Below are 19,456 nucleotides of genomic sequence, written 5' to 3' on the forward strand. Positions count from 1 at the left end.
CACGCTCTGCTTCGTTCCGAGAAAAACGTCTCACTATTAACGCTCCCATCAACCAAAAGACTCGCACCAAATTAAAGCACCGCCTCGCTTGCGCACCTAAATAGAGCGATGCGGCGCGTGTCGATACTCGCTTCACCTGCTTCTGTCAGCCATTTCCCCGCAAGCTGCACTGTTGGCAAGCCCCTTGCTCTGATTTGAAGCATCGTAATTGGCTGGAAGCTATCTGATGCTGGTGATTCACGACCGAATCGAACCTCAGGCCGAATGGGCCGCCGAGCTGCATTTGAATTTCGAGGCACGCAGCAAAAGTCGACTGCGCTGCTTCAGTGCGGAAAACGAAGACGTTGGCCTGTTTCTGCAACGCGGCCAGTCGCCCCTGCGCGATGGCGAGTTTCTGCAGGCCAAGGACGGCCGTGTCGTGCGTGTCTGCGCACGTCCTGAAAAACTCATGCATGTCACGTGCAGCAGCACCTTCGAACTGACCCGCGCGGCCTATCACCTTGGCAATCGTCACGTGGCCCTGCAAGTCGGCGATGGCTGGCTACGCCTGCTCGACGACTACGTGCTAAAGGCGATGCTCGACCAACTGGGCGCCACTGTCGACACCATCGAAGCGCCGTTCCAGCCGGAACATGGCGCCTACGGCGGCGGGCATCATCACTCGCGCGCAGGCGAGGAGGATTTCAACTATCCGCCGCGCATGCACCAGTTTGGCGTGCGCAAGTGAACAGCGCCTGGGCGCTGTTGCGCCTGGCCAGCCCGCAGTTGCCTATCGGTGGCTACAGCTATTCGCAAGGGCTGGAAATGGCAGTGGAGCAGTCCATTGTGGTGGACCCGCAGACCGCGGGCCGCTGGATCGGCGATCAACTGCTGCTCAATCTCGCGCGTTTCGAGGCGCCCCTGCTGCTGGCTCATTGCGAAGCAGCGGCAGCCGGTGACTGGGGTCAGCTGCTGCAAGTCAGCGAACAGCATCGCGCCAGCCGCGAGACTCGCGAGCTGCATCTGGAAAGCCGGCAGATGGGTTACTCCTTGAAGCAGTTGCTCGATGGCCTGCCTGAACTGGATCGTGATGCGCGCCATTTTCTGCAGCAGACTGCCGAGCCGCACCTGGCCCTTGGCTGGGCGCTGGCCGCACGCGCCTGGCAGATCAGCCCGCAGGATGCGCTGGCTGCCTGGCTATGGAGCTGGCTTGAAAACCAGCTGGCCGTACTGATGAAAACCCTGCCGCTGGGCCAGCAAGCCGCCCAGCGGCTGACCAGCGAACTGTTGCCGTTATTGCAGCAGGCGCAGGTCCGTGCGAGCGCACAAGATCCCTGCCATGCCGGTAGCGCAGCCTTCGGTCTGTCCCTGGCGAGCATGGCGCACGAACGTCAATACAGCCGGTTATTCCGGTCCTGATCAGTCCTTATGGAGAACTCAATGAACAGCCAACCTCTGCGCGTCGGAATCGGTGGCCCGGTCGGATCCGGCAAGACGGCGCTGACCCTGGCGCTGTGCCTGGCATTGCGCGACCGCTACAACCTGGCCGTGGTGACCAACGATATCTATACCCGAGAAGACGCTGACTTTCTGGTGCGTAACGAGGCACTGGCACCTGAGCGCATCATCGGCGTTGAAACCGGCGGCTGCCCGCACACCGCCATTCGCGAGGACGCTTCGATCAACCTGGAAGCAGTCGACCAGCTCAATCGCCGCTTCGAAGGCCTGGACCTGATCATCGTCGAGTCCGGTGGCGATAACCTTTCCGCGACCTTCAGCCCGGAGCTTTCCGACCTGACCATCTACGTGATCGACGTGTCGGCCGGCGACAAACTGCCGCGCAAGGGCGGTCCGGGCATCTGTAAGTCCGACCTGCTGGTGATCAACAAGATCGACCTCGCCCCGTTGGTGGGCGCGTCACTGGAAATGATGGACAGCGACACGCGCAGGATGCGTGGCGAAAAGCCGTTCGTGTTCAGCAATCAGAAAACCGGTCAGGGTCTGGAACAGATCATCGCCTTCATTGAGCGCCAGGGCCTGCTGAATGCAGCAGCCTGAATTCAACAACCAAAAGGAACCCGTCGATGAACTACAAAAAAGCCCTTGGCGCCCTCGCGCTGTTGCTGGTGCCGACTCTGGCGCTGGCTCACCCCGGTCATGGCGATAACGGCCTGATCGCCGGTATCAGCCACCCGATCGGTGGGCTGGATCATTTGCTGGCCATGCTTGCCGTCGGCTTGTGGGCTGCGCAGCAACAAGGGTCGGCACGCTGGGCGCTGCCGTGCACCTTCGTCGGCACCATGCTGATCGGCGGCATGCTGGGCTTTGAAGGTCTGAACCTGCCTGCGCTGGAAAGCGGCATTGCAGCATCGGTACTGGCTCTGGGCCTGGCCGTGGCATTGGCAGTACGTCCGCCGCTGGCGTTGGCGGTCGCCGCAACAGCCCTGTTCGCCTTGTTCCATGGCGTAGCGCATGGCCTTGAACTGCCGGAGATGTCCAGCCCGTGGGCGTATGCAGCAGGTTTCGTTGCTGCAACTGCGGCCTTGCATGCGCTGGGTTATGCGATGGTTCGCGTGTTGCCTCAGGCGGCAGCACCGCTGGTGCGTATCGCCGGTGCAGCCTCTGCGGCAGCGGGTGTGTGGTTGCTGGCAGCCTGATCCCTGATCGAGTTTCGCGCTGATCGTGTCCGCGTCAGTTGGGGATGATCAGCGCGAAGGCGCAGGAATGCGGTACAGGTAGAGCAGCACTGCGCTGGCAAACGCCAGCAGACAGACCGGCAAGGGATGCAGACCGAACAGAACCGCGATGGCGGCGATCCAGGCGGGCAACCCGGCAGCCAGGAACGCCAGACGGCGAATGGCCGCGAGCTTGAGCCACGCTGCCGGCTCCTCGGGTGTATTGAGTGCAGCCTGGGTGACCGCCAGCGCGCGCTTGTAGGCGCCGAAGGGTTTCAGGCTGACGAACATCGAGCCTATGCCTGCGATGAACAGCGGGATCGCCAACACCGGAATGAGCGGCTCGCTGGCACCGAAAAATAGACAGACCACCAGCAATGGCGCCAGGGTCAGACCCAGTTGACGCCACCATTGCATCTCCAGCTTTTGACGAACCTCGCTGCGTGTCACGCGGGGCCGACCTCGCTTTGATGTTCGTTGCCCATCATGTGCCCCAGCTTGCCCGCCTTGGTTGCCAGATAAAGGCGGTTGTGCGGGTTTTGTCCGGTGTGCAGCGGCACGCGCTCGGCGACCGTGATGCCCATGTCGGTCAAGGCCTTCACCTTGCGCGGGTTGTTGGTCATCAGCCGCAACGACTGCACGCCCAGATGCTGAAGCATCGGCAGGCAGATCGCGTAGTCACGCTGATCGGCAGCAAAGCCCAGCCGCTCGTTGGCTTCAACCGTATCGGCACCGCCATCCTGCAGCTCATAGGCGCGGATCTTGTTCATCAGACCGATACCGCGCCCTTCCTGGCGCAAGTACAACAGTACGCCCCGCCCTTCGGTGGCAATGGCGCGCAGGGCGGCTTCCAGTTGAGAACCGCAATCGCAACGCTGACTGAACAGGGCGTCGCCCGTCAGGCATTCGGAATGTACGCGACCCAGAACCGGCTCACCGTCCGCCACATCGCCCAGACTCAGGACGACGTGTTCACGGCCGGTTGCCGACTCGATAAAGCCGTGCATGGCAAACTCTGCAAAGGGAGTGGGCAGTTTGGAAGCGGCGACAAAGACGACGGGCACCGTGTGCTCCTGATCAGTATGAAGACTGGAAATTCGCAAGATTTGCATTGTAACAGCAGGTTCCTGCAGACGCTCAGGGTGAATTCTCGGGCATTTAGATCATAAAGTTCGATAGATAGAAGCGCTCATCGGCTCACTGCTCACCGCCAAAATGCTGGTAGCCACGCGTGTCAGGCGTGACGTCTTGCCCTGTGTCGTCAACAAGAATGACGCCTTGCCCCTGCTCTACCCGGCCAATCACATGCACCGGCCAGCCTTCTTTCAGCAACGTCGGCAAGTGTTCGGAAGGCAGTGTGAAGGCCAGGATGTAATCGTCGCCACCGCTGAGCGCGGCCTGTCGGGCAGAAGGCAGATCGAACAAGGTCAGCAACTGGTCAGACATCGGCAGCCGGTCCCGCTCAACCACCAGACGAACACCCGACGCGCGAGCGATGTGTCCGCAGTCGGCCAACAGCCCATCGGAGATGTCCAGCGCCGACGTCGCCCTGCCGCGCAAGGCCTGCCCAAGCGCCAGTTGCGGTTGCGGCGACCAGTAGCGGGCCAGCAATGCTTCGGCGATCGAGGGCTCGGCGCTGCGCTGCTTCAATACCAGCGGTAACGCACCTGCGCCATCACCCAGCGTGCCGCCGACACACAACAGGTCACCCGCCTGAGCACCCGCGCGGGTCAGGGCTGATCCGGCCGGCACAGCGCCGAACACTGTCAGGGTCAGGCTCAAGGGACCGCGCGTGGTATCACCACCGATCAGACGCAGCGAACAGCCTTGCGCCATCTGGTCAAGGCCGCGAGCGAAGGTCTGCAGCCAGGCGGCATCGACCTGCGGCAGGGTCAGGGCAAGGGTGAACGCGACAGGCCGGGCGCCCATGGCCGCCAGGTCACTGGCAGACACCGCCAAGGCACGCTGGCCAAGCAGAAAGGGGTCGCAGGCTTCAGGAAAATGTACCCCGGCAACCAGGGTATCGGTCGAGATCGCCAACTGCTCGCCGGGCGCTAACGCCAGCAGCGCGCAGTCATCGCCGATCCCCAGGGCAACTTCCTCGCCCGCCTGCGCACAGGGCGCGGCGGCGAAGTAATTGCGGATCAGCTCGAACTCTCCCATGAAGGTCAGGCGCGAATCAGCGCTTGTGGGCCTTCACTTCGACTTCACGCAGGCGCGGCGCCAGCTTGTCCAGCACGCCATTGACGAACTTGTGGCCGTCAGTGGAGCCGTAGACTTTCGCCAGCTCGATGCCTTCGTTGATCACCACGCGATAAGGCACATCGATGCGCTTGAGCAGTTCGAAGGTGGACAGCCGCAGCACGGCCAGTTCAACCGGGTCGAGCTCTTCGATGGTCAGGTCAAGGCAAGGCGAGAGCGCGGTGTCGATCTCGGTCTTGTTGGTTGCCACGCCGTGCAGCAGCTCATGGAAGTAGGTGCCGTCGACGTTGCTGAAATCGTTGTCGACACGGAACTGCGCTTCGATCTCGTTCAACGAATGGCCGGCCATGTGCCACTGATACAGGGCCTGGGTTGCCATCTGACGTGCTTCACGACGCTTGGCGCTTTTGCCCTTGGCGGCTTCCGGCGATTTGGCGTCGCGCGGGTTGAACTGGTCGGTATCGTCGGAAATCACTTGGCCTCCAGCTGCGACAGCAGACTGACCATTTCGATAGCAGACAGGGCAGCTTCAGCACCCTTGTTGCCGGCCTTGGTGCCGGAACGCTCGATGGCCTGTTCAATGGAGTCGACGGTCAACACGCCGAAAGCGACCGGCACGCCGAATTCCATGGACACCTGAGACAAGCCCTTGACGCACTCGCCTGCCACGTATTCGAAGTGTGGAGTACCGCCACGGATCACTGCACCCAGTGCGACGATGGCCGCGAACTCGCTGCGTTGGGCAACTTTCTGCACAACCAGTGGAATCTCGAACGCACCCGGGGCACGGATGATGGTGATGTCGCTTTCGCTCACGCCATGGCGTACCAGCGCATCAACGGCACCGCTAACCAGGCTTTCCACGACGAAGCTGTTGAAACGGCCAACTACCAAGGCATAGCGGCCTTGGGGGGCGATGAAGGTACCTTCGATGGTCTTCAAGGTCATTCGGTGAGTCTCGTATTAAAGAGCAAGCCCGCCTTGGGGCGGACTTTGAGGGATATTAGGCCACGAATCATGCCTGTCAGGCCAAAACCTGCGAAAAACCATCTTTCACACGCCCCGACCTGCCGGTATTTATTCGGAGGGCACGTATTCTACAACTTCCAGATCGAAACCGGATATCGCATTGAACTTCATCGGCGAACTCATCAGGCGCATTTTGCGCACGCCGAGGTCACGAAGGATCTGCGAACCGGCACCGACCGTGCTGTAAGTGGTCGGCGTCTTGATCGGTTGCTGACCGGCGGTTTCGCGAATATGAGCCAGCAAGACATCGCCATCCAGCGGGTGACCGAGCAGCAGCACCACGCCGCTGCCCGCCTCGTTAACCGCGCGCATGGCGGCGCGCAGGCTCCATCGGCCGGGCTGGTTGACCATCAGCAGGTCACGCAGCGGGTCCATGTTGTGCACGCGAACCAGCGTGGGCTCTTCGGCGCAGATGGTGCCCAGAGTCAGCGCCAGATGCACGTCGCCCTCGACCGAATCGCGGTAGGTCACCAGGTTGAAACTGCCCAGTTCGCTGTCCATCGGCTGCTCGGCAATCCGCTGAACGGTACGTTCGTGGATCATCCGGTAGTGAATCAGGTCGGCGATGGTGCCGATCTTGATGTCATGTTGCTGGGCAAATGCTTCGAGTTCGGCGCGACGGGACATGGTGCCGTCGTCGTTCATGACTTCGCAGATCAGGCCCGTCGCCTCGAAACCGGCCATGCGCGCCAGGTCGCAGGCCGCTTCGGTATGACCGGCGCGCGCCAGGGTGCCACCCGCCTGAGCCATGAGCGGGAAGATATGGCCCGGGCTGACGATGTCTTCGGCCTTGGCGTCCTTGGCAGCGGCAGCCTGCACCGTACGTGCGCGGTCGGCTGCCGAGATACCGGTGGTCACGCCTTCGGCGGCTTCGATGGAAACGGTGAACTTGGTGCCGAAACCCGAACCGTTGCGCGCGGCCATCAGCGGCAGCTTGAGGGTTTCGCAGCGCTCGCGAGTCATCGGCATGCAGATCAGACCACGGGCGAAACGCGCCATGAAGTTGATGTGCTCGGGCTTCACGCATTCGGCGGCCATGATCAGGTCGCCTTCGTTTTCGCGGTCTTCGTCATCCATGAGGATGACCATCTTGCCCTGGCGAATGTCTTCGACCAGTTCTTCGATACTGTTGAGCGCCACGCGGCACCCCCTTCAATCAATTCAGGATTTGAGGTAGCCGTTCTCGGCCAGGAAGCTTTCGGTGATCGTGCCGTGGCCCGGCTCGGCGGCCTTGTCACCCAGCAGCAGGCGCTCCAGATAACGCGCCAGCAGGTCGACCTCCAGGTTGACCTTACGGCCGGGCTGGTAGTCGGCCATGATCGTTTCGCTCCAGGTATGAGGCACGATGGTCAGTTCGAACTCCGCGCCGTTGACCGAGTTGACGGTCAGGCTGGTGCCGTCGACCGTGATCGAGCCTTTGTGGGCGATGTATTTGGCCAGCTCACGTGGCGCACGCACGGTGAACTGAATGGCGCGGGCGTTATCTGCACGGGCGACGATTTCGCCGACGCCGTCGACATGACCGCTGACCAGATGGCCGCCCAGACGTGTAGTCGGGGTCAGGGCCTTTTCCAGGTTGACCCGGCTGCCGCTCTTCAGGTCGACAAAGGCGGTGACGGTCAGGGTTTCCCGGCTGACGTCAGCCCAGAAGCCATCACCGGGCAATTCGACAGCGGTCAGGCATACGCCATTGACGGCAATGCTGTCGCCGAGTTTGACGTCGGTCAGGTCAAGCTTGCCGGTTTCCACATAAACGCGGACGTCGCCGCCTTTGGGAGTCAGGGCGCGGATGCTGCCAATGGATTCGATAATGCCGGTAAACATGGGTCCTCCGGGAGAACAAGGGCTGCGCGCAAGGCGAAAGCCGGGAATTATACGCCGGGTGTGCGCACAGGGAGAGCGATGACTCGCCAGTCATTACCGACAGCACGCATTTCCACAATGTTCAGCTCAAGTGCCTCGCTCATCTGCGCCAGCGGAAGATCGAGCAGCGGACGGGCCGATGAGCCGAGAAACTTGCCGGCAATGAAGAGCTGAAACTCGTCGACCAGCCCGAGCCGGGCAAAAGCCCCCGCCAGTCGCGGACCGGCCTCGACCAGTACTTCATTGACGCCCCGCGCGGCCAGCTCGCCCATCAACCTGCGCAGGTCCACATGACCGGCGCTGTCGGCCAAGGCGAGCATTTCGTGGCCCTCTTCCTGATAACGACCTCGCGCCGACGCAGCGGCGCAGGTCACGACCAGTGCACTGCCTGCCTGGAAAAACGGTGCATCGAGCGGCACGCGTAAACGGCCGTCGATCAACACGCGCAACGGTGCACGTGCAGCGGCCAGCGCGGTCAGTTCGGCATCGAGCCCCAATTCATCAGGGCGAACGGTGAGACGAGCCTTGTCGGCCAGAACCGTGTCGGCGCCGCTGAGTACCACACTCGACTGCGCCCGCAGGCGTTGCACGGCAGAACGTGCCTCAGGGCCGGTGATCCACTGGCTTTCACCGCTGGCCATCGCTGTGCGGCCATCCAGGCTCATGGCCATTTTGACCCGCACGTAAGGCAGGCCGGTCTCCATGCGCTTGAGAAAGCCTTTGTTCAGCGCTCGCGCTTCGCTTTCCAGCACGCCACATTGAACGCCAATGCCGGCATTCATGAGGCGCAACAGGCCACGGCCGGAGACTTCGGGGTTAGGGTCCTGCATCGCCGCGACCACCCGCGTCAGCCCGGCTTCGATCAGTGCATCGGCACAGGGCGGTGTGCGCCCCTGGTGACTGCACGGTTCGAGGGTGACGTAGGCGGTCGCACCTCTGGCAAGCTCGCCGGCCTGGCGCAACGCATGCACTTCGGCATGCGGCTCACCGGCGCGCGCATGCCAGCCTTCGCCAACGATCCGGCCTTCACGCACGATCACGCAGCCGACTCGCGGGTTGGGATGTGTGGAGTAGAGCCCCTTGCGCGCCAGCTCGAGTGCTCGCGCCATGTAATGAACGTCGAGAGCCGCCTGTTCAGTCAGCAATGCATTTATTCCTTGCCCGGCTCGCGGGCCAGACGGTCGATTTCTTCACGGAATTCGTTGAGGTCCTGAAAGCGGCGGTACACGGAAGCGAAGCGGATGTAGGCCACTTCGTCGAGCTTCTGCAGCTCGGTCATGACCAGCTCACCCACGACCAGCGATTTGACTTCGCGTTCGCCGGTCGCGCGCAGCTTGTGTTTGATGTGAACCAGGGCCGCTTCCAGGCGTTCGACACTCACCGGACGCTTTTCAAGCGCGCGCTGCATACCGGCGCGCAGTTTTTCTTCATCGAAAGGCTGGCGGCTGCCGTCCTGTTTGATCAGACGCGGCAAGACCAGCTCGGCAGTTTCGAACGTGGTGAAGCGCTCGCCGCAGGCCAGGCACTCGCGTCGGCGGCGTACTTGCTCGCCTTCGGCGACGAGGCGGGAGTCGATGACTTTGGTGTCATTGGCACCGCAGAAGGGACAGTGCATGGTGGCTGGCAACAAAAGAATGAGGAGCGCCATGTTAGCGCATCCTGCTGGCAAGACAAGGCTGAGGGTTTACGGTATATAGACGCGCATTAAAGCGGTGTGAAATTGTCCGGGCTCGGTAATACTGCACGCTTGGCGTCACCCAGCCTTTCGAATTTTGCCTTGTGGAGCTCTTGATGACGTTACGCCCCGCTTTTCTACTCTGCTTCATCGGCTTGCTGGCCGCGTGCAGCAGCAATGACGCGCCGAAACCCGCTGCGCCGCCACCGGTCGCACCTTCGATCAAGCTGCCTGCCGGGCCGGGGCCACTGCAACCGTACCAACGTGAGCTCAGCGGGCAATTGCTGGGCGTGCCGGCTGGCGCCGAGGTCGAGCTGGCAATGCTGGTCATCGACGAGCGCGGACGTCCGCAGAAGCTGCTGACCAACACCCTGCTCAAGGGCAACGGTCAATCATTGCCGTTCCAGTTGCGCTTCAACCCGGAAGCCTTTCCGGTCGGCGGACGTGTCGAGCTGCGCGGTCGCGCCAGTAAATCCGGGCAGTTGATCCTGCACCTGCCGTCGATGCGTATCGATCAGCCGGCAACTCAGGCTCTGGGGCAGTTGCAGTTCGTCAAGGCGCCATGATCGCTCCGCAACATCTGCAACGCACGCTGAGCGAACTGCTTGGCGACGCCCGGCTGACCATCACTGCGCTGCCGGGCACAGAGTTGAAGCTGTGGCTGATCGACGATGCCAACATGGACCGCGCCTTCAGCCCGGATGAAACGCAGCGCATTCTGGAAGATCCACCGTACTGGTGCTTTTGCTGGGCCAGCGGCCTGGCTCTGGCACGTTTTCTGGCTGAAAACCCGCACTGGGTGGCTGGCAAACGGGTACTGGATTTCGGTGCGGGCTCGGGTGTAGCAGGCATTGCCGCGCTCAGGGCCGGGGCGCTTGAGGTTGTGGCCTGTGATCTCGACCCACTGGCGCTCGCTGCCTGCCGGGCCAATGCCGAACTCAATCAGGTGCCATTGCGCTACTCGACGGATTTCTTTGCCGAGGCGGACCGCTTCGATCTGATTCTGGTCGCCGACGTGCTCTACGACCGTGCCAACCTGCCGTTGCTGGATCAGTTCCTCTCCCGAGGCCGCGAGGCACTGGTGGCCGATTCCCGCGTGCGCGACTTCAAGCACGCTGCCTACCAGCGTCTGACGATACTGCATGCACACACCCTGCCGGACCTGGCCGAGCCGCACGAATTTCGCGACGTGAGCCTCTATCACGCGGCGCGGTGAGCGCTAAATAACAGTCCGGGATTGCTCAGCTAAACGGCTTTTGCAGGAGCGAACTTGTTCGCGAAGACGGTCGTTCAAACGATAAATTTCCAGAGAGCTTTCCACCCCTTTCGCGAACAAGCGAAGCGTCGCCCGGTTCGCTCCCACGGCCTTCGGCCAGCATCAATAGCAATGAGTGTGGGCACGATCATGTCCAATAGACGACACCGCTTTCAGCATTGCCCTGCGGGCTTTATAGTTGGCAGCATTCAGATTCTTCGAGACGTGCAATGAGCCAGGAAACTGCTTACATCTTCGACGCAACCGCCGCGAACTTCGATCAACTGGTGATCGACAAGTCCTTCGACCAGCCGGTGCTGGTGGATTTCTGGGCCGAGTGGTGTGCGCCCTGCAAGGTCTTGATGCCCCTGCTGCAGCAAATCACCGAGAGCTATCAGGGCGAGCTGCTGCTGGCCAAGGTCAATTGCGACATCGAGCAGGACATCGTAGCGCGCTTCGGCATTCGCAGCCTGCCGACCGTGGTGCTGTTCAAGGACGGCCAGCCGGTAGATGGCTTTGCCGGTGCCCAGCCCGAGTCGGAAATCCGCAAGATTCTCGACCAGCACGTGGTCATGCCGCCACCGCCAGCCGCCGACCCGCTCAAGCAGGCACAGGCGCTGTTTGCGGAAAGTCGTTTCGCCGAAGCCGAAGCACAGCTCAAGGTGCTGTTGGGCGAGGACAACACCAATGGCGCGGCGCTGATTCTGTATGCGCGCTGCCTGGCTGAACGTGGCGAGTTGAGCGAGGCCAAGGCCGTGCTGGATGCGGTCACCGGTGATGCACACAAGGCCGAACTGGCCGGTGCCAAGGCCCAGCTGACGTTCCTCGCGCAGGCCGCGACCCTGCCGGACGCTGCCGAACTGAAAAGCCGTCTTGCACAAAATCCTCAGGACGATGAAGCAGCACTGCAACTGGCGATTCAGCAGTTGTCGCGTCAACAGTACGAAGCTGCGCTCGAGGGCCTGCTCAAGCTGTTCATCCGCAATCGCAATTACGCCGAGGGGCTGCCGCACAAGACCCTGCTGCAAGTATTCGACCTGCTGGGCAACGATCACCCGCTGGTCACAGCGTACCGTCGCAAGCTGTTTGCCGCGCTGTACTAATGTACAAAGCAACAGGCACCGCTCGGGTGCCTGTTGTTGCTGAGCGCGGTCAGGTCACGTCGCTTCGACCCAGCTGTACAGCGGCGCATCTCCGCCGCTCTCGACTTTCACGTTCGCCGAGTGACGCAAGCGCACCAGCAGATGCTTGCCCGCAGCGGTACTGCCCGCCAACCCTTCCAGTTGCCCCAATAGATCCGGCCCACTCATCTGCTCGGCCTTGTGCAGCAATTCCTGAGCGACTTGCCAGAGCCTGTCGTCCTGGTTGAGCGGCTTGTTCTCGGTAGCGGCGGCTGGCGCCTCCGGGGCCACGCCCTTGAGCTGCGCGCCCAGCTGTGCCCAGTCTCCTTCGTCCAGTTCAAGGGTCAAATCCACCGGCCACTGGCCTACGGTTCCACGAATACGCAACATGATGTGCACCTGCTGACAGTCAGGCGTACATGCTCCCACAGGCTGGCGCGCATTCCCATGATCAACCGTAACGCCACTGGTTGAGGACCGGTTCCTTGCCGTTGATGAAATTGCCAAGCGCCCGCACGTCGTAGACGTTTTCCCAGCACTCGATAATTCGGCCATCGCGAAACCGCCACAGGTCGCAAAACGGCATGATGATTTTCCGGCCCTCACAACTGGCGCGCATTTCGCCCAACACCGAGCCGAAGTGATCGTTGGCGATGATGTCGTGGACATCCATGTACAGGGTCTGATGGGTACGCCTGATCAGATTGATCTGGTGGGAAAGCACTGCCTCCCTGCCGATGGCTATGGACAAGCCACCGCCAGCGCCTTGATCCGCCTTGTGCAGCACGATGTCAGCGTCGGCGAATTCGGTGATGCGTGTCATATCCTTGTACACAGCACGCAGGACTTCTCTGTTCGAATGGAGCTTGTTCATGAGTATCTTCCCTGATGTCGCACTCGGCCCAAGTCGAGCGCAGGCCCTTACTGGCGATGAAAACCTTCCTGCGCATCCGGCGCAGGTGTAGCGATTTTCATCTTCCAGAGTAGGACTTGATGACGCGAAGTGTGAGACTACTTAGGCATAAGCACCGGACCGGGTATGCCCGACAAGACCGTCAATAGCGCTTTGCTGCAGCGCGGCCACCCGGCGTCTGGATAAAAACACGTCCACGCAGGCCGTCACTTGTTATAAGATCACATAACAGTTTTTCTCGATTATTGTTCTGGAGCCCGCTATGCGCCGTCTGCTACTCGCCCTGCCTTTTGCCCTGTTGCCACTCGTTGCTGCGCACGCGGCTGAAGAACACGACCACGATCATGGCGATGAACATGGCAGCCTGGGTGCGCACGAGCACGGCGTCGGACGTCTGGATGTGGTGCTGGAAGGCAAGACGCTGGAATTCGAATTCGACAGCCCGGCCATGAACATCGTCGGTTTCGAACACGTTGCGACCTCGGATGAAGACAAGGCCAAAGTCGCCAAGGCGCGCGAATTGCTGCTCAAGCCCAACGCGTTGTTCAGCATTGCCGATGCCGCCAATTGCTCGGCCACTTCGGTGAAGCTGGAAAGCCCGCTGTTTGGTGACAAGGATGACGATCACGACGAGCACGCCGATGCTGGCGAGGCCGAGCATCACGAGCACAGTGAAATCCATGGCCACTACAAGTTCGTCTGTGACGCACCGGCCATTCTGAAGAAGCTCGACCTGTCGCAAATCTTCATAACCTTTCCCGACACCAAGAAGCTTCAGGTACAACTGATTTCGCCAGGCGGCCAGTCAGGCGCAGAAGTGATCGCAGCCAACCCGACGCTGAAATTCTGATCGCACCCTGCAGTACAACGACCGGGCCTGGCCCGGTCTTTTAATTTCCAACCGAGCGTGAGTCAGCCTATGACCCAAGCACTGATCGAACTGTCGGACCTGCGCTTCAACTGGCCCGGCCATCCGCAACTGCTGGACATCCCCGAGTTCCGCCTGCAAAGCGGCGAAACCCTGTTCCTCAAAGGCCCGAGTGGCAGCGGTAAAACCACGCTGCTGGGCCTGCTGGGCGGTGTACAAAAACCGGTCAGCGGCAGCATTCGCCTGTTGAACCAGGAACTGTCGGCCCTCTCTTCGGCCGCTCGTGATCGCTTTCGCGTCGATCACACTGGCTACATCTTCCAGCAGTTCAACCTGCTGCCGTTTTTGTCGGTGCGGGAAAACATCGAACTGCCCTGTCACTTTTCAAAGGTCCGCGCCGAGCGTGCCAAGCAACGCCACGGTAGCGTCGAGAAAGCCACCACTACCCTGCTCGCCCACCTGGGTTTGAAAGACCCGGCGATGCTGACACGCCGCGCCGACTCGCTGTCCATCGGCCAACAACAGCGAGTCGCTGCCGCCCGGGCGCTGATCGGTCAACCGGAGTTGGTGATTGCCGATGAGCCTACGTCTGCGCTGGACGCGGATTCGCGCGAGGCGTTCATTCGCCTGTTGTTCGCCGAGTGCCGCGAGGCCGGGGCCAGCCTGCTGTTTGTCAGTCATGACCAGAGTCTGGCACCGCTGTTTGATCGCAATCTGTCGCTGAGCGACCTGAATCGCGCCGCCGTCGCCGTGGAGATTTGAGATGTATCTGTTTCGTCTGGCCATGGCCAGCCTGGCCAATCGCCGTTTCACCGCGTTTCTCACTGCCTTCGCCATTGCGCTGTCGGTTTGCCTGTTGCTGGCCGTCGAGCGGGTGCGCACCGAAGCGCGCTCCAGCTTCGCCAGCACCATCAGCGGCACAGACCTGATCGTCGGTGCGCGCTCCGGCTCGATCAACCTGTTGCTGTACTCGGTGTTCCGCATCGGCAATGCCACCAACAACATTCGCTGGGACAGCTTCGAGCACTTCGCCAACAGCAAGCAGGTCAAGTGGGCGATCCCGGTTTCGCTGGGCGACTCCCATCGTGGCTACCGGGTGATGGGCACCAACGAAGCGTATTTCGAGCATTATCAGTTCGGTCGCCAACAGCACCTGGAAATGGCCGAAGGACGTGAGTTCAAGACCGATCCCTTTGAAGTGGTGCTGGGTTCGGAGGTCGCCAAGGCGCTGCATTACAAGCTAGGCGACAAGCTGGTACTGGCGCACGGTGTCGCCGCGATCAGCCTGGTCAAGCATGACGACAAACCGTTCACCGTGGTCGGCATCCTCAAGCCGACCGGCACGCCGGTGGACCGCACGCTGCATATCAGCCTGGGCGGCATGGAAGCCATTCATATCGACTGGCACAACGGCGCCCCGGCACGCGGCAACGAGCGCATCTCAGCCGATCAGGCGCGCAATATGGACCTGACGCCGACGGCGATCACTGCCTTCATGCTGGGCTTGAACAGCAAGATTTCCACCTTCAGCCTGCAACGCGAGATCAACGAATACCGTGGCGAGCCCATGCTGGCGATTCTGCCCGGCGTGGCACTGCAGGAGCTGTGGAGCCTGATGGGCACGGCTGAAAAGGCGCTGTTCGTGATTTCGCTGTTCGTGGTGCTGACCGGACTGATCGGCATGCTGACTGCGATTCTTACCAGCCTCAACGAGCGCCGCCGGGAAATGGCCATCCTGCGCTCGGTCGGCGCGCGCCCCTGGCATATCGCAAGTCTGCTTATACTCGAAGCCTTCGCCCTGGCGCTGGCGGGTGTCATCAGCGGCCTTGCGCTGCTCTATATCGGCATCTTCGTGGCCCGCGACTACGTGCTCGACAACTATGGTCTGTACCTGTCGTCTATGCCACCTGGCCAATATGAATGGACATTACTCGGTGCCATTCTCGGCTGCGCGCTGTTGATGGGAACCGTGCCAGCCTGGCGAGCCTACAGGCAGTCACTGGCCGATGGACTGTCGATTCGTTTATGAGGACCTTCATGATGCGGCGCATGCTACTCACTCTGCTGTTCTCGGTTACCACTCAAGTGTGGGCCGCCGAGCCGCGTGAGCTGACCTGGAATGACATGATTCCACCCGATGCACCTGTGGTGAAGCCGGTAACGGCTCCGCTGCACGATATGTCCAAGCTGTCCGATGCACTGGCCATGGAGGCAGCGCCTGCGGCCCACCAACTGGCACCGCATGCGCCAGTGGTCAAGGCACTGGACGGCAAACTGGTGCGCTTACCGGGCTACATCGTGCCGCTCGAGGTCAGTGAGGAAGGCCGGGTGACGGAGTTTTTGCTGGTGCCGTATTTCGGCGCCTGCATTCATGTGCCGCCGCCACCGGCGAACCAGATCGTGCATGTCACGAGCGAGCTGGGTGTGAAGGTCGATGAGCTGTATCAGCCGTACTGGATCGAAGGACCGATGCAGGCCAAGTCGTCTTCCAGCGAACTGGCAGAAGCGGGCTATCAGATGCAGGCAGACAAGATTCTTGTCTACGAGTTGCCGGATTCATAAGGATCACGAGGTTCCCAGCGATTTCATTGAGCTGAGTCAAAGTCGCCGCTCGACAGCGCTTTAACATTACGCCCATAAATTTTGACTGATCTCTGGAGCCTCCATGCACAAGCATCTGCTACGCGCGTCCCTTGTCGCGCTTACCCTCACCGCCCCGGTCGCGGCACACGCCTACCAGTCCGGCGACTTCATCGTTCGCGCCGGTGTCGCACACGTCCAGCCCAATGAAGACAGCGGCGAAGTGCGCCTCGACGGTGCCAAGGTTTCCGGCACCAAAGCGACTGTCGACGGCGAAAACCAGCTGGGCCTGACCTTCGCCTACATGCTGACCCAGCACGTCGGCGTCGAGTTGCTGGCCGCCACACCGTTCAGCCACACCGTATCGGTCAAAGGCCTCGGGCCTGGCCTGGATGGCAAGCTGGCCGATATCAAACAACTGCCGCCGACGCTGTCGTTGCAGTACTACCCGATGGAACCGTCGTCGAAATTCCAGCCGTACGCTGGCGTGGGCATCAACTACACCACGTTCTTCGATACCGACCTGACCGGCAACCGTAAGAATCAGGGTTTCAGCAACCTCAAGCTCAAGGACTCGGTCGGCCTGGCCGGGCAGTTGGGCATGGATTACATGATCACCGACAACGTACTGCTCAACGCCTCAGTCTGGTACGTCGACATCGATACCAAAGCAACCGTGGACGGCCCGTCAGCCCTGGCCGTCGGCAAGACCAAGGTCGACGTGGACATCGACCCGTGGGTGTACATGGTGGGCGTGGGTTACAAGTTCTGACCTGAACGTCTCAAGCGCCACAAACACAAAGGCACCCTTATTGGGTGCCTTTGTGTTTTGTAGACCTGATGATCTCGTACCAACTCCATGACGAAGTAATGCCGCGCTTTTTGCAGGAACGGGCTGGTCCGAAGGCAGTTACATTCGATGCACTTTCTGCGCCTGCAATGTCAGCTTCGCGAACAAGTTCGCTCCTACAGGTGCTCACAGGCTTTTGCAGGAGCGAACTTGTTCGCGAATAGGCAGTTACACTCGATGTAATTTCTGCGTCTGCAATATCGTCTTCGCGAACAAGTTCGTTCCTACAGGTGCTCACAGGCTTTTGTAGGAGCGAACTCGTTCGCGAATAGGCAGTTACATTCGATGTAATTTCTGCGTCTGCAATAGCGGCTTCGCGAACAAGTTCGCTCCTACAGGTGCTCACAGGCTTTTGTAGGAGCGAACTTGTTCGCGAATAGGCAGTTACATTCGATGTAATTTCTGCGTCTGCAATATCGGCTTCGCGAACAAGTTCGCTCCTACAGGTGCTCACAGGCTTTTGTAGGAGCGAACTTGTTCGCGAATAGGCAGTTACATTCGATGTAATTTCTGCGTCTGCAATATCGGCTTCGCGAACAGGTTCGCTCCTACAGGTGCTCACAGGCTTTTGTAGGAGCGAACTTGTTCGCGAATAGGCAGTTACATTCGATGTAGGGCTCACTGCCCCATCAACAACTCAAGCCCGCGCACCAGTGGCGTTGGCTCGTCGAGGGTGAAGTGTTCCAGCAGGCGCTGGTTGCTGGCGCGGGAGTGTTTGATGTCGCCCGAGCGTGGTGCCTGATAGGTGACTTCCGGCTGCTTGCCGACAACCTGCGCAAGCGCAGCCAGCAGTTCGTTGAGCGACGTGGTCTTGTTCAGGCCGACGTTGATCGCGCCTTCGATGGCGCTTTCCCGTGACAAGGCCTGCAGCAGTAGCTTGAGCAGATCCCCGACATAGTAGAAATCCCGCGTCTGCTCGCCATCGCCAAACACGCTGATCGGCAGGCCTTTGCGGATACGCTCAGCAAAGATGCTGATCACGCCCGAGTACGGCGACGATGGGTCCTGGCGTGGCCCGAAAATGTTGAAGAAGCGAAAGATCACCGGTTCCAGGCCATGCTGGCGACGGTAGAAATCCAGGTAATACTCGCTGGCCAGCTTGTCCGAGGCGTAAGGCGTCAGCGGTGCCTTGGTGGTGTCCTCGGTGATCGCTTCGCCCTCACCGTTGTTGCCGTACACCGCCGCGCTGGAAGCGAAGATCACCCGTTTGATGCCCGCTTCGCGCATGGCCTCGCAGACATTCAACGTGCCGATGAAGTTGCTCTGGTGGGTACGCACCGGGTCATCGACCGACGCCTGCACCGAGGCCACTGCCGCCAGGTGCACGACGGCCTTGCAGCCCTGCGCCGCGCGCTTGACCAGGTCGGCATCGGCCACGTCCCCTTCGATCAGTTCGACCCGCGGGTTATCGAGCGGCAAATTGCTGCGCTTGCCTGCCGAGAGGTTGTCGAGGATACGCACGGTCTGCCCGCTGGCAAGCAATGCGTCGGTCAGATGCGAGCCAATGAAACCCGCACCTCCAGTGATCAGAACAGGAGCGTCAGACATGTCGATAATACCGATCCAGCAGGCTTGGCAGGCCGGCCCGCCAGGCGCGGGGCTTGATGCCGAAAGTGTGGAGAATTTTCTTGCAGGCCAATACCGCGTGCTGCGGTTCTTCGGCTGCATCGGGACGCGCGGCATGAGCCTGCGCAGTGGGCGATTCGATGGCCAGCGCGTGCAGCAGACGCGCTTCGGTGAGTACTGCCTGCCCCAGCGCCAGCGGCGTGGTCGCCTCGTGTCCGGCGTAGTGGTAGGTGCCCCACAGCGGCGCTTCGCAGTCGAGTTGCTTGATGACCGAAATGATCACCCGTGCCGCATCATCGACCGGCGTCGGGTTGCCGCGGCGATCGTCGGCGAGCAGCAGCTCTCCGGGTTCCTTCGCACGCGAGAGAAAGCGCCCCAGCACACCATCGGTGCTGTCATCCAGCAGCCAGCCGAAACGCACCAGCACATGTTGCGGGCAGGTCGCGCGAACGCTCTGTTCGATACGCCACAGGGCCTGACCGCGCAGGCCCAAGGGTACAGGCTCGTCTTTTTCGCTGTAGGCCGTCGCGCGGGAACCATCGAACACACGATAGCTGGACGGCTGAACCAGCGTGATGTTGTGGTGCTGACACAATTCGGCAAGACGCTCGACAGAGCGCTCTTGATGGGTCAGGCGCGCCTCACTCACGGTCTCCGCCTGAAACCAGTCGAAGTAGTAAGCAAGGTTGATCAGGGCATCGGGGCGGGTGTCATCAAGCAGTTGCGTGAGGCTCGCCACGTCCCAGCCGTCTTGCGGTGGACGTGGTGCGAGGAAACCAATGTCTTCCTCGGCACCCAGACGAATCAGCGCCTGCCCGAGGGCATTCCCGCCGCCCAACAGCATAAGGCGCATTCGCATAGAGTCAGCAGGCTCGGTATC

Annotated in this window: 25 protein-coding genes; 12 read left to right on the top strand and 13 right to left on the bottom strand. The window is 61.0% G+C overall.

What is annotated here, in order from left to right; genetic code table 11:
- Positions 1-226 precede the first annotated feature (226 nt).
- The 4 genes from ureE to JOE39_RS16265 are packed head-to-tail and all read left to right on the top strand — an operon-like array spanning position 227 to position 2,636.
- The gene (gene ureE, locus JOE39_RS16250; protein ID WP_003347894.1) at positions 227-727 is read left to right on the top strand and encodes an urease accessory protein UreE; all 501 of its coding nucleotides are present in this window, start codon (positions 227-229) and stop codon (positions 725-727) included.
- The gene (locus JOE39_RS16255; protein ID WP_024663240.1) at positions 724-1,398 is read left to right on the top strand and encodes an urease accessory protein UreF; all 675 of its coding nucleotides are present in this window, start codon (positions 724-726) and stop codon (positions 1,396-1,398) included. The genes ureE and JOE39_RS16255 overlap by 4 nt, the downstream gene beginning before the upstream one ends.
- Before the next feature lie 21 nt (positions 1,399-1,419).
- Entirely contained in the window at positions 1,420-2,037 is a 618-nt protein-coding gene (gene ureG / locus JOE39_RS16260) for an urease accessory protein UreG (protein ID WP_003347890.1), read from the top strand.
- 26 nt (positions 2,038-2,063) lie between these two features.
- Complete coding sequence (locus JOE39_RS16265; RefSeq protein ID WP_024648029.1) at positions 2,064-2,636, top strand: HupE/UreJ family protein; 573 nt, start codon at positions 2,064-2,066, stop codon at positions 2,634-2,636.
- Positions 2,637-2,684: 48 nt separating this feature from the next.
- Here JOE39_RS16265 and JOE39_RS16270 read toward each other — a convergent pair whose 3' ends face one another.
- The 9 genes from JOE39_RS16270 to nrdR form a co-directional block, all read right to left on the bottom strand.
- On the bottom strand, positions 2,685-3,104 hold the full coding sequence (locus tag JOE39_RS16270; protein WP_046718941.1) for a hypothetical protein: 420 nt from the start codon (positions 3,102-3,104) through the stop codon (positions 2,685-2,687).
- Positions 3,101-3,718, bottom strand: a complete 618-nt coding sequence (gene ribA / locus JOE39_RS16275; protein ID WP_003317043.1) for a GTP cyclohydrolase II — start codon at positions 3,716-3,718, stop codon at positions 3,101-3,103. The genes JOE39_RS16270 and ribA overlap by 4 nt, the downstream gene beginning before the upstream one ends.
- A gap of 133 nt (positions 3,719-3,851) precedes the next feature.
- On the bottom strand, positions 3,852-4,817 hold the full coding sequence (thiL, locus tag JOE39_RS16280; RefSeq protein ID WP_032662529.1) for a thiamine-phosphate kinase: 966 nt from the start codon (positions 4,815-4,817) through the stop codon (positions 3,852-3,854).
- 16 nt (positions 4,818-4,833) lie between these two features.
- Positions 4,834-5,331, bottom strand: a complete 498-nt coding sequence (gene nusB, locus JOE39_RS16285) for a transcription antitermination factor NusB (RefSeq protein ID WP_003317045.1) — start codon at positions 5,329-5,331, stop codon at positions 4,834-4,836.
- Complete coding sequence (gene ribE, locus JOE39_RS16290; RefSeq protein WP_002555427.1) at positions 5,328-5,804, bottom strand: 6,7-dimethyl-8-ribityllumazine synthase; 477 nt, start codon at positions 5,802-5,804, stop codon at positions 5,328-5,330. The genes nusB and ribE overlap by 4 nt, the downstream gene beginning before the upstream one ends.
- 129 nt (positions 5,805-5,933) lie before the next feature.
- On the bottom strand, positions 5,934-7,025 hold the full coding sequence (gene ribBA, locus JOE39_RS16295; protein WP_003421165.1) for a bifunctional 3,4-dihydroxy-2-butanone-4-phosphate synthase/GTP cyclohydrolase II: 1,092 nt from the start codon (positions 7,023-7,025) through the stop codon (positions 5,934-5,936).
- Between the two features lie 21 nt (positions 7,026-7,046).
- Positions 7,047-7,709 carry a riboflavin synthase gene (locus tag JOE39_RS16300; RefSeq protein ID WP_003317049.1) on the bottom strand — a complete coding sequence of 221 codons (663 nt, stop codon included), beginning with the start codon at positions 7,707-7,709 and terminating at the stop codon, positions 7,047-7,049.
- 47 nt (positions 7,710-7,756) lie between these two features.
- Positions 7,757-8,857, bottom strand: coding sequence for a bifunctional diaminohydroxyphosphoribosylaminopyrimidine deaminase/5-amino-6-(5-phosphoribosylamino)uracil reductase RibD (gene ribD / locus JOE39_RS16305; protein ID WP_153222310.1), 1,101 nt, complete (start codon positions 8,855-8,857; stop codon positions 7,757-7,759).
- Between the two features lie 41 nt (positions 8,858-8,898).
- A complete protein-coding gene (gene nrdR, locus JOE39_RS16310; RefSeq protein ID WP_003317051.1) occupies positions 8,899-9,363 on the bottom strand; it encodes a transcriptional regulator NrdR in 465 nt (154 codons plus the stop codon).
- Between the two features lie 176 nt (positions 9,364-9,539).
- Here nrdR and JOE39_RS16315 point away from each other — a divergent pair, with 176 nt between their 5' ends.
- The 3 genes from JOE39_RS16315 (at position 9,540) to trxA (ending at position 11,781) form a co-directional block, all read left to right on the top strand.
- Positions 9,540-9,989 carry a hypothetical protein gene (locus tag JOE39_RS16315; protein WP_003317052.1) on the top strand — a complete coding sequence of 150 codons (450 nt, stop codon included), beginning with the start codon at positions 9,540-9,542 and terminating at the stop codon, positions 9,987-9,989.
- Positions 9,986-10,639: a 50S ribosomal protein L11 methyltransferase gene (locus tag JOE39_RS16320; protein ID WP_010417473.1), complete on the top strand. Its 654-nt coding sequence runs from the start codon at positions 9,986-9,988 to the stop codon at positions 10,637-10,639. The genes JOE39_RS16315 and JOE39_RS16320 overlap by 4 nt, the downstream gene beginning before the upstream one ends.
- Before the next feature lie 269 nt (positions 10,640-10,908).
- Positions 10,909-11,781: a thioredoxin gene (gene trxA / locus JOE39_RS16325; RefSeq protein WP_003349508.1), complete on the top strand. Its 873-nt coding sequence runs from the start codon at positions 10,909-10,911 to the stop codon at positions 11,779-11,781.
- Between the two features lie 54 nt (positions 11,782-11,835).
- On the opposite strand, the gene JOE39_RS16330 is transcribed toward trxA, so the two are convergent.
- The gene (locus tag JOE39_RS16330; RefSeq protein ID WP_003391845.1) at positions 11,836-12,189 is read right to left on the bottom strand and encodes a hypothetical protein; all 354 of its coding nucleotides are present in this window, start codon (positions 12,187-12,189) and stop codon (positions 11,836-11,838) included.
- A gap of 61 nt (positions 12,190-12,250) precedes the next feature.
- Positions 12,251-12,673 carry a nuclear transport factor 2 family protein gene (locus tag JOE39_RS16335; RefSeq protein WP_003317055.1) on the bottom strand — a complete coding sequence of 141 codons (423 nt, stop codon included), beginning with the start codon at positions 12,671-12,673 and terminating at the stop codon, positions 12,251-12,253.
- Between the two features lie 301 nt (positions 12,674-12,974).
- On the opposite strand from JOE39_RS16335, the gene JOE39_RS16340 reads away from it, so the two are divergent.
- From JOE39_RS16340 to JOE39_RS16360, 5 genes are all read left to right on the top strand, one after another.
- On the top strand, positions 12,975-13,562 hold the full coding sequence (locus tag JOE39_RS16340; protein ID WP_122335534.1) for a DUF2796 domain-containing protein: 588 nt from the start codon (positions 12,975-12,977) through the stop codon (positions 13,560-13,562).
- A 69-nt stretch (positions 13,563-13,631) separates the two neighbouring features.
- A complete protein-coding gene (locus JOE39_RS16345; protein ID WP_003391842.1) occupies positions 13,632-14,342 on the top strand; it encodes an ABC transporter ATP-binding protein in 711 nt (236 codons plus the stop codon).
- A gap of 1 nt (position 14,343) precedes the next feature.
- Positions 14,344-15,609 carry an ABC transporter permease gene (locus tag JOE39_RS16350; protein WP_003317058.1) on the top strand — a complete coding sequence of 422 codons (1,266 nt, stop codon included), beginning with the start codon at positions 14,344-14,346 and terminating at the stop codon, positions 15,607-15,609.
- Between the two features lie 8 nt (positions 15,610-15,617).
- Positions 15,618-16,142, top strand: coding sequence for a DUF3299 domain-containing protein (locus JOE39_RS16355; RefSeq protein ID WP_004412093.1), 525 nt, complete (start codon positions 15,618-15,620; stop codon positions 16,140-16,142).
- 103 nt (positions 16,143-16,245) lie between these two features.
- Positions 16,246-16,932, top strand: coding sequence for an OmpW family outer membrane protein (locus JOE39_RS16360; protein ID WP_003317060.1), 687 nt, complete (start codon positions 16,246-16,248; stop codon positions 16,930-16,932).
- A 696-nt stretch (positions 16,933-17,628) separates the two neighbouring features.
- Here the strand turns inward: JOE39_RS16360 and JOE39_RS16365 are convergent.
- Positions 17,629-18,558 (bottom strand): NAD-dependent epimerase/dehydratase family protein, encoded by a 930-nt coding sequence (locus JOE39_RS16365; protein ID WP_003391839.1) that lies wholly within the window; start codon positions 18,556-18,558, stop codon positions 17,629-17,631.
- On the bottom strand, positions 18,551-19,435 hold the full coding sequence (locus JOE39_RS16370; protein WP_003426665.1) for a sugar nucleotide-binding protein: 885 nt from the start codon (positions 19,433-19,435) through the stop codon (positions 18,551-18,553). The genes JOE39_RS16365 and JOE39_RS16370 overlap by 8 nt, the downstream gene beginning before the upstream one ends.
- Between the last annotated feature and the right edge of the window lie 21 nt (positions 19,436-19,456).

Origin of the sequence: Pseudomonas sp. PvP100 (genome assembly GCF_017833055.1) — a bacterium.
Lineage (GTDB): Bacteria > Pseudomonadota > Gammaproteobacteria > Pseudomonadales > Pseudomonadaceae > Aquipseudomonas > Aquipseudomonas syringae.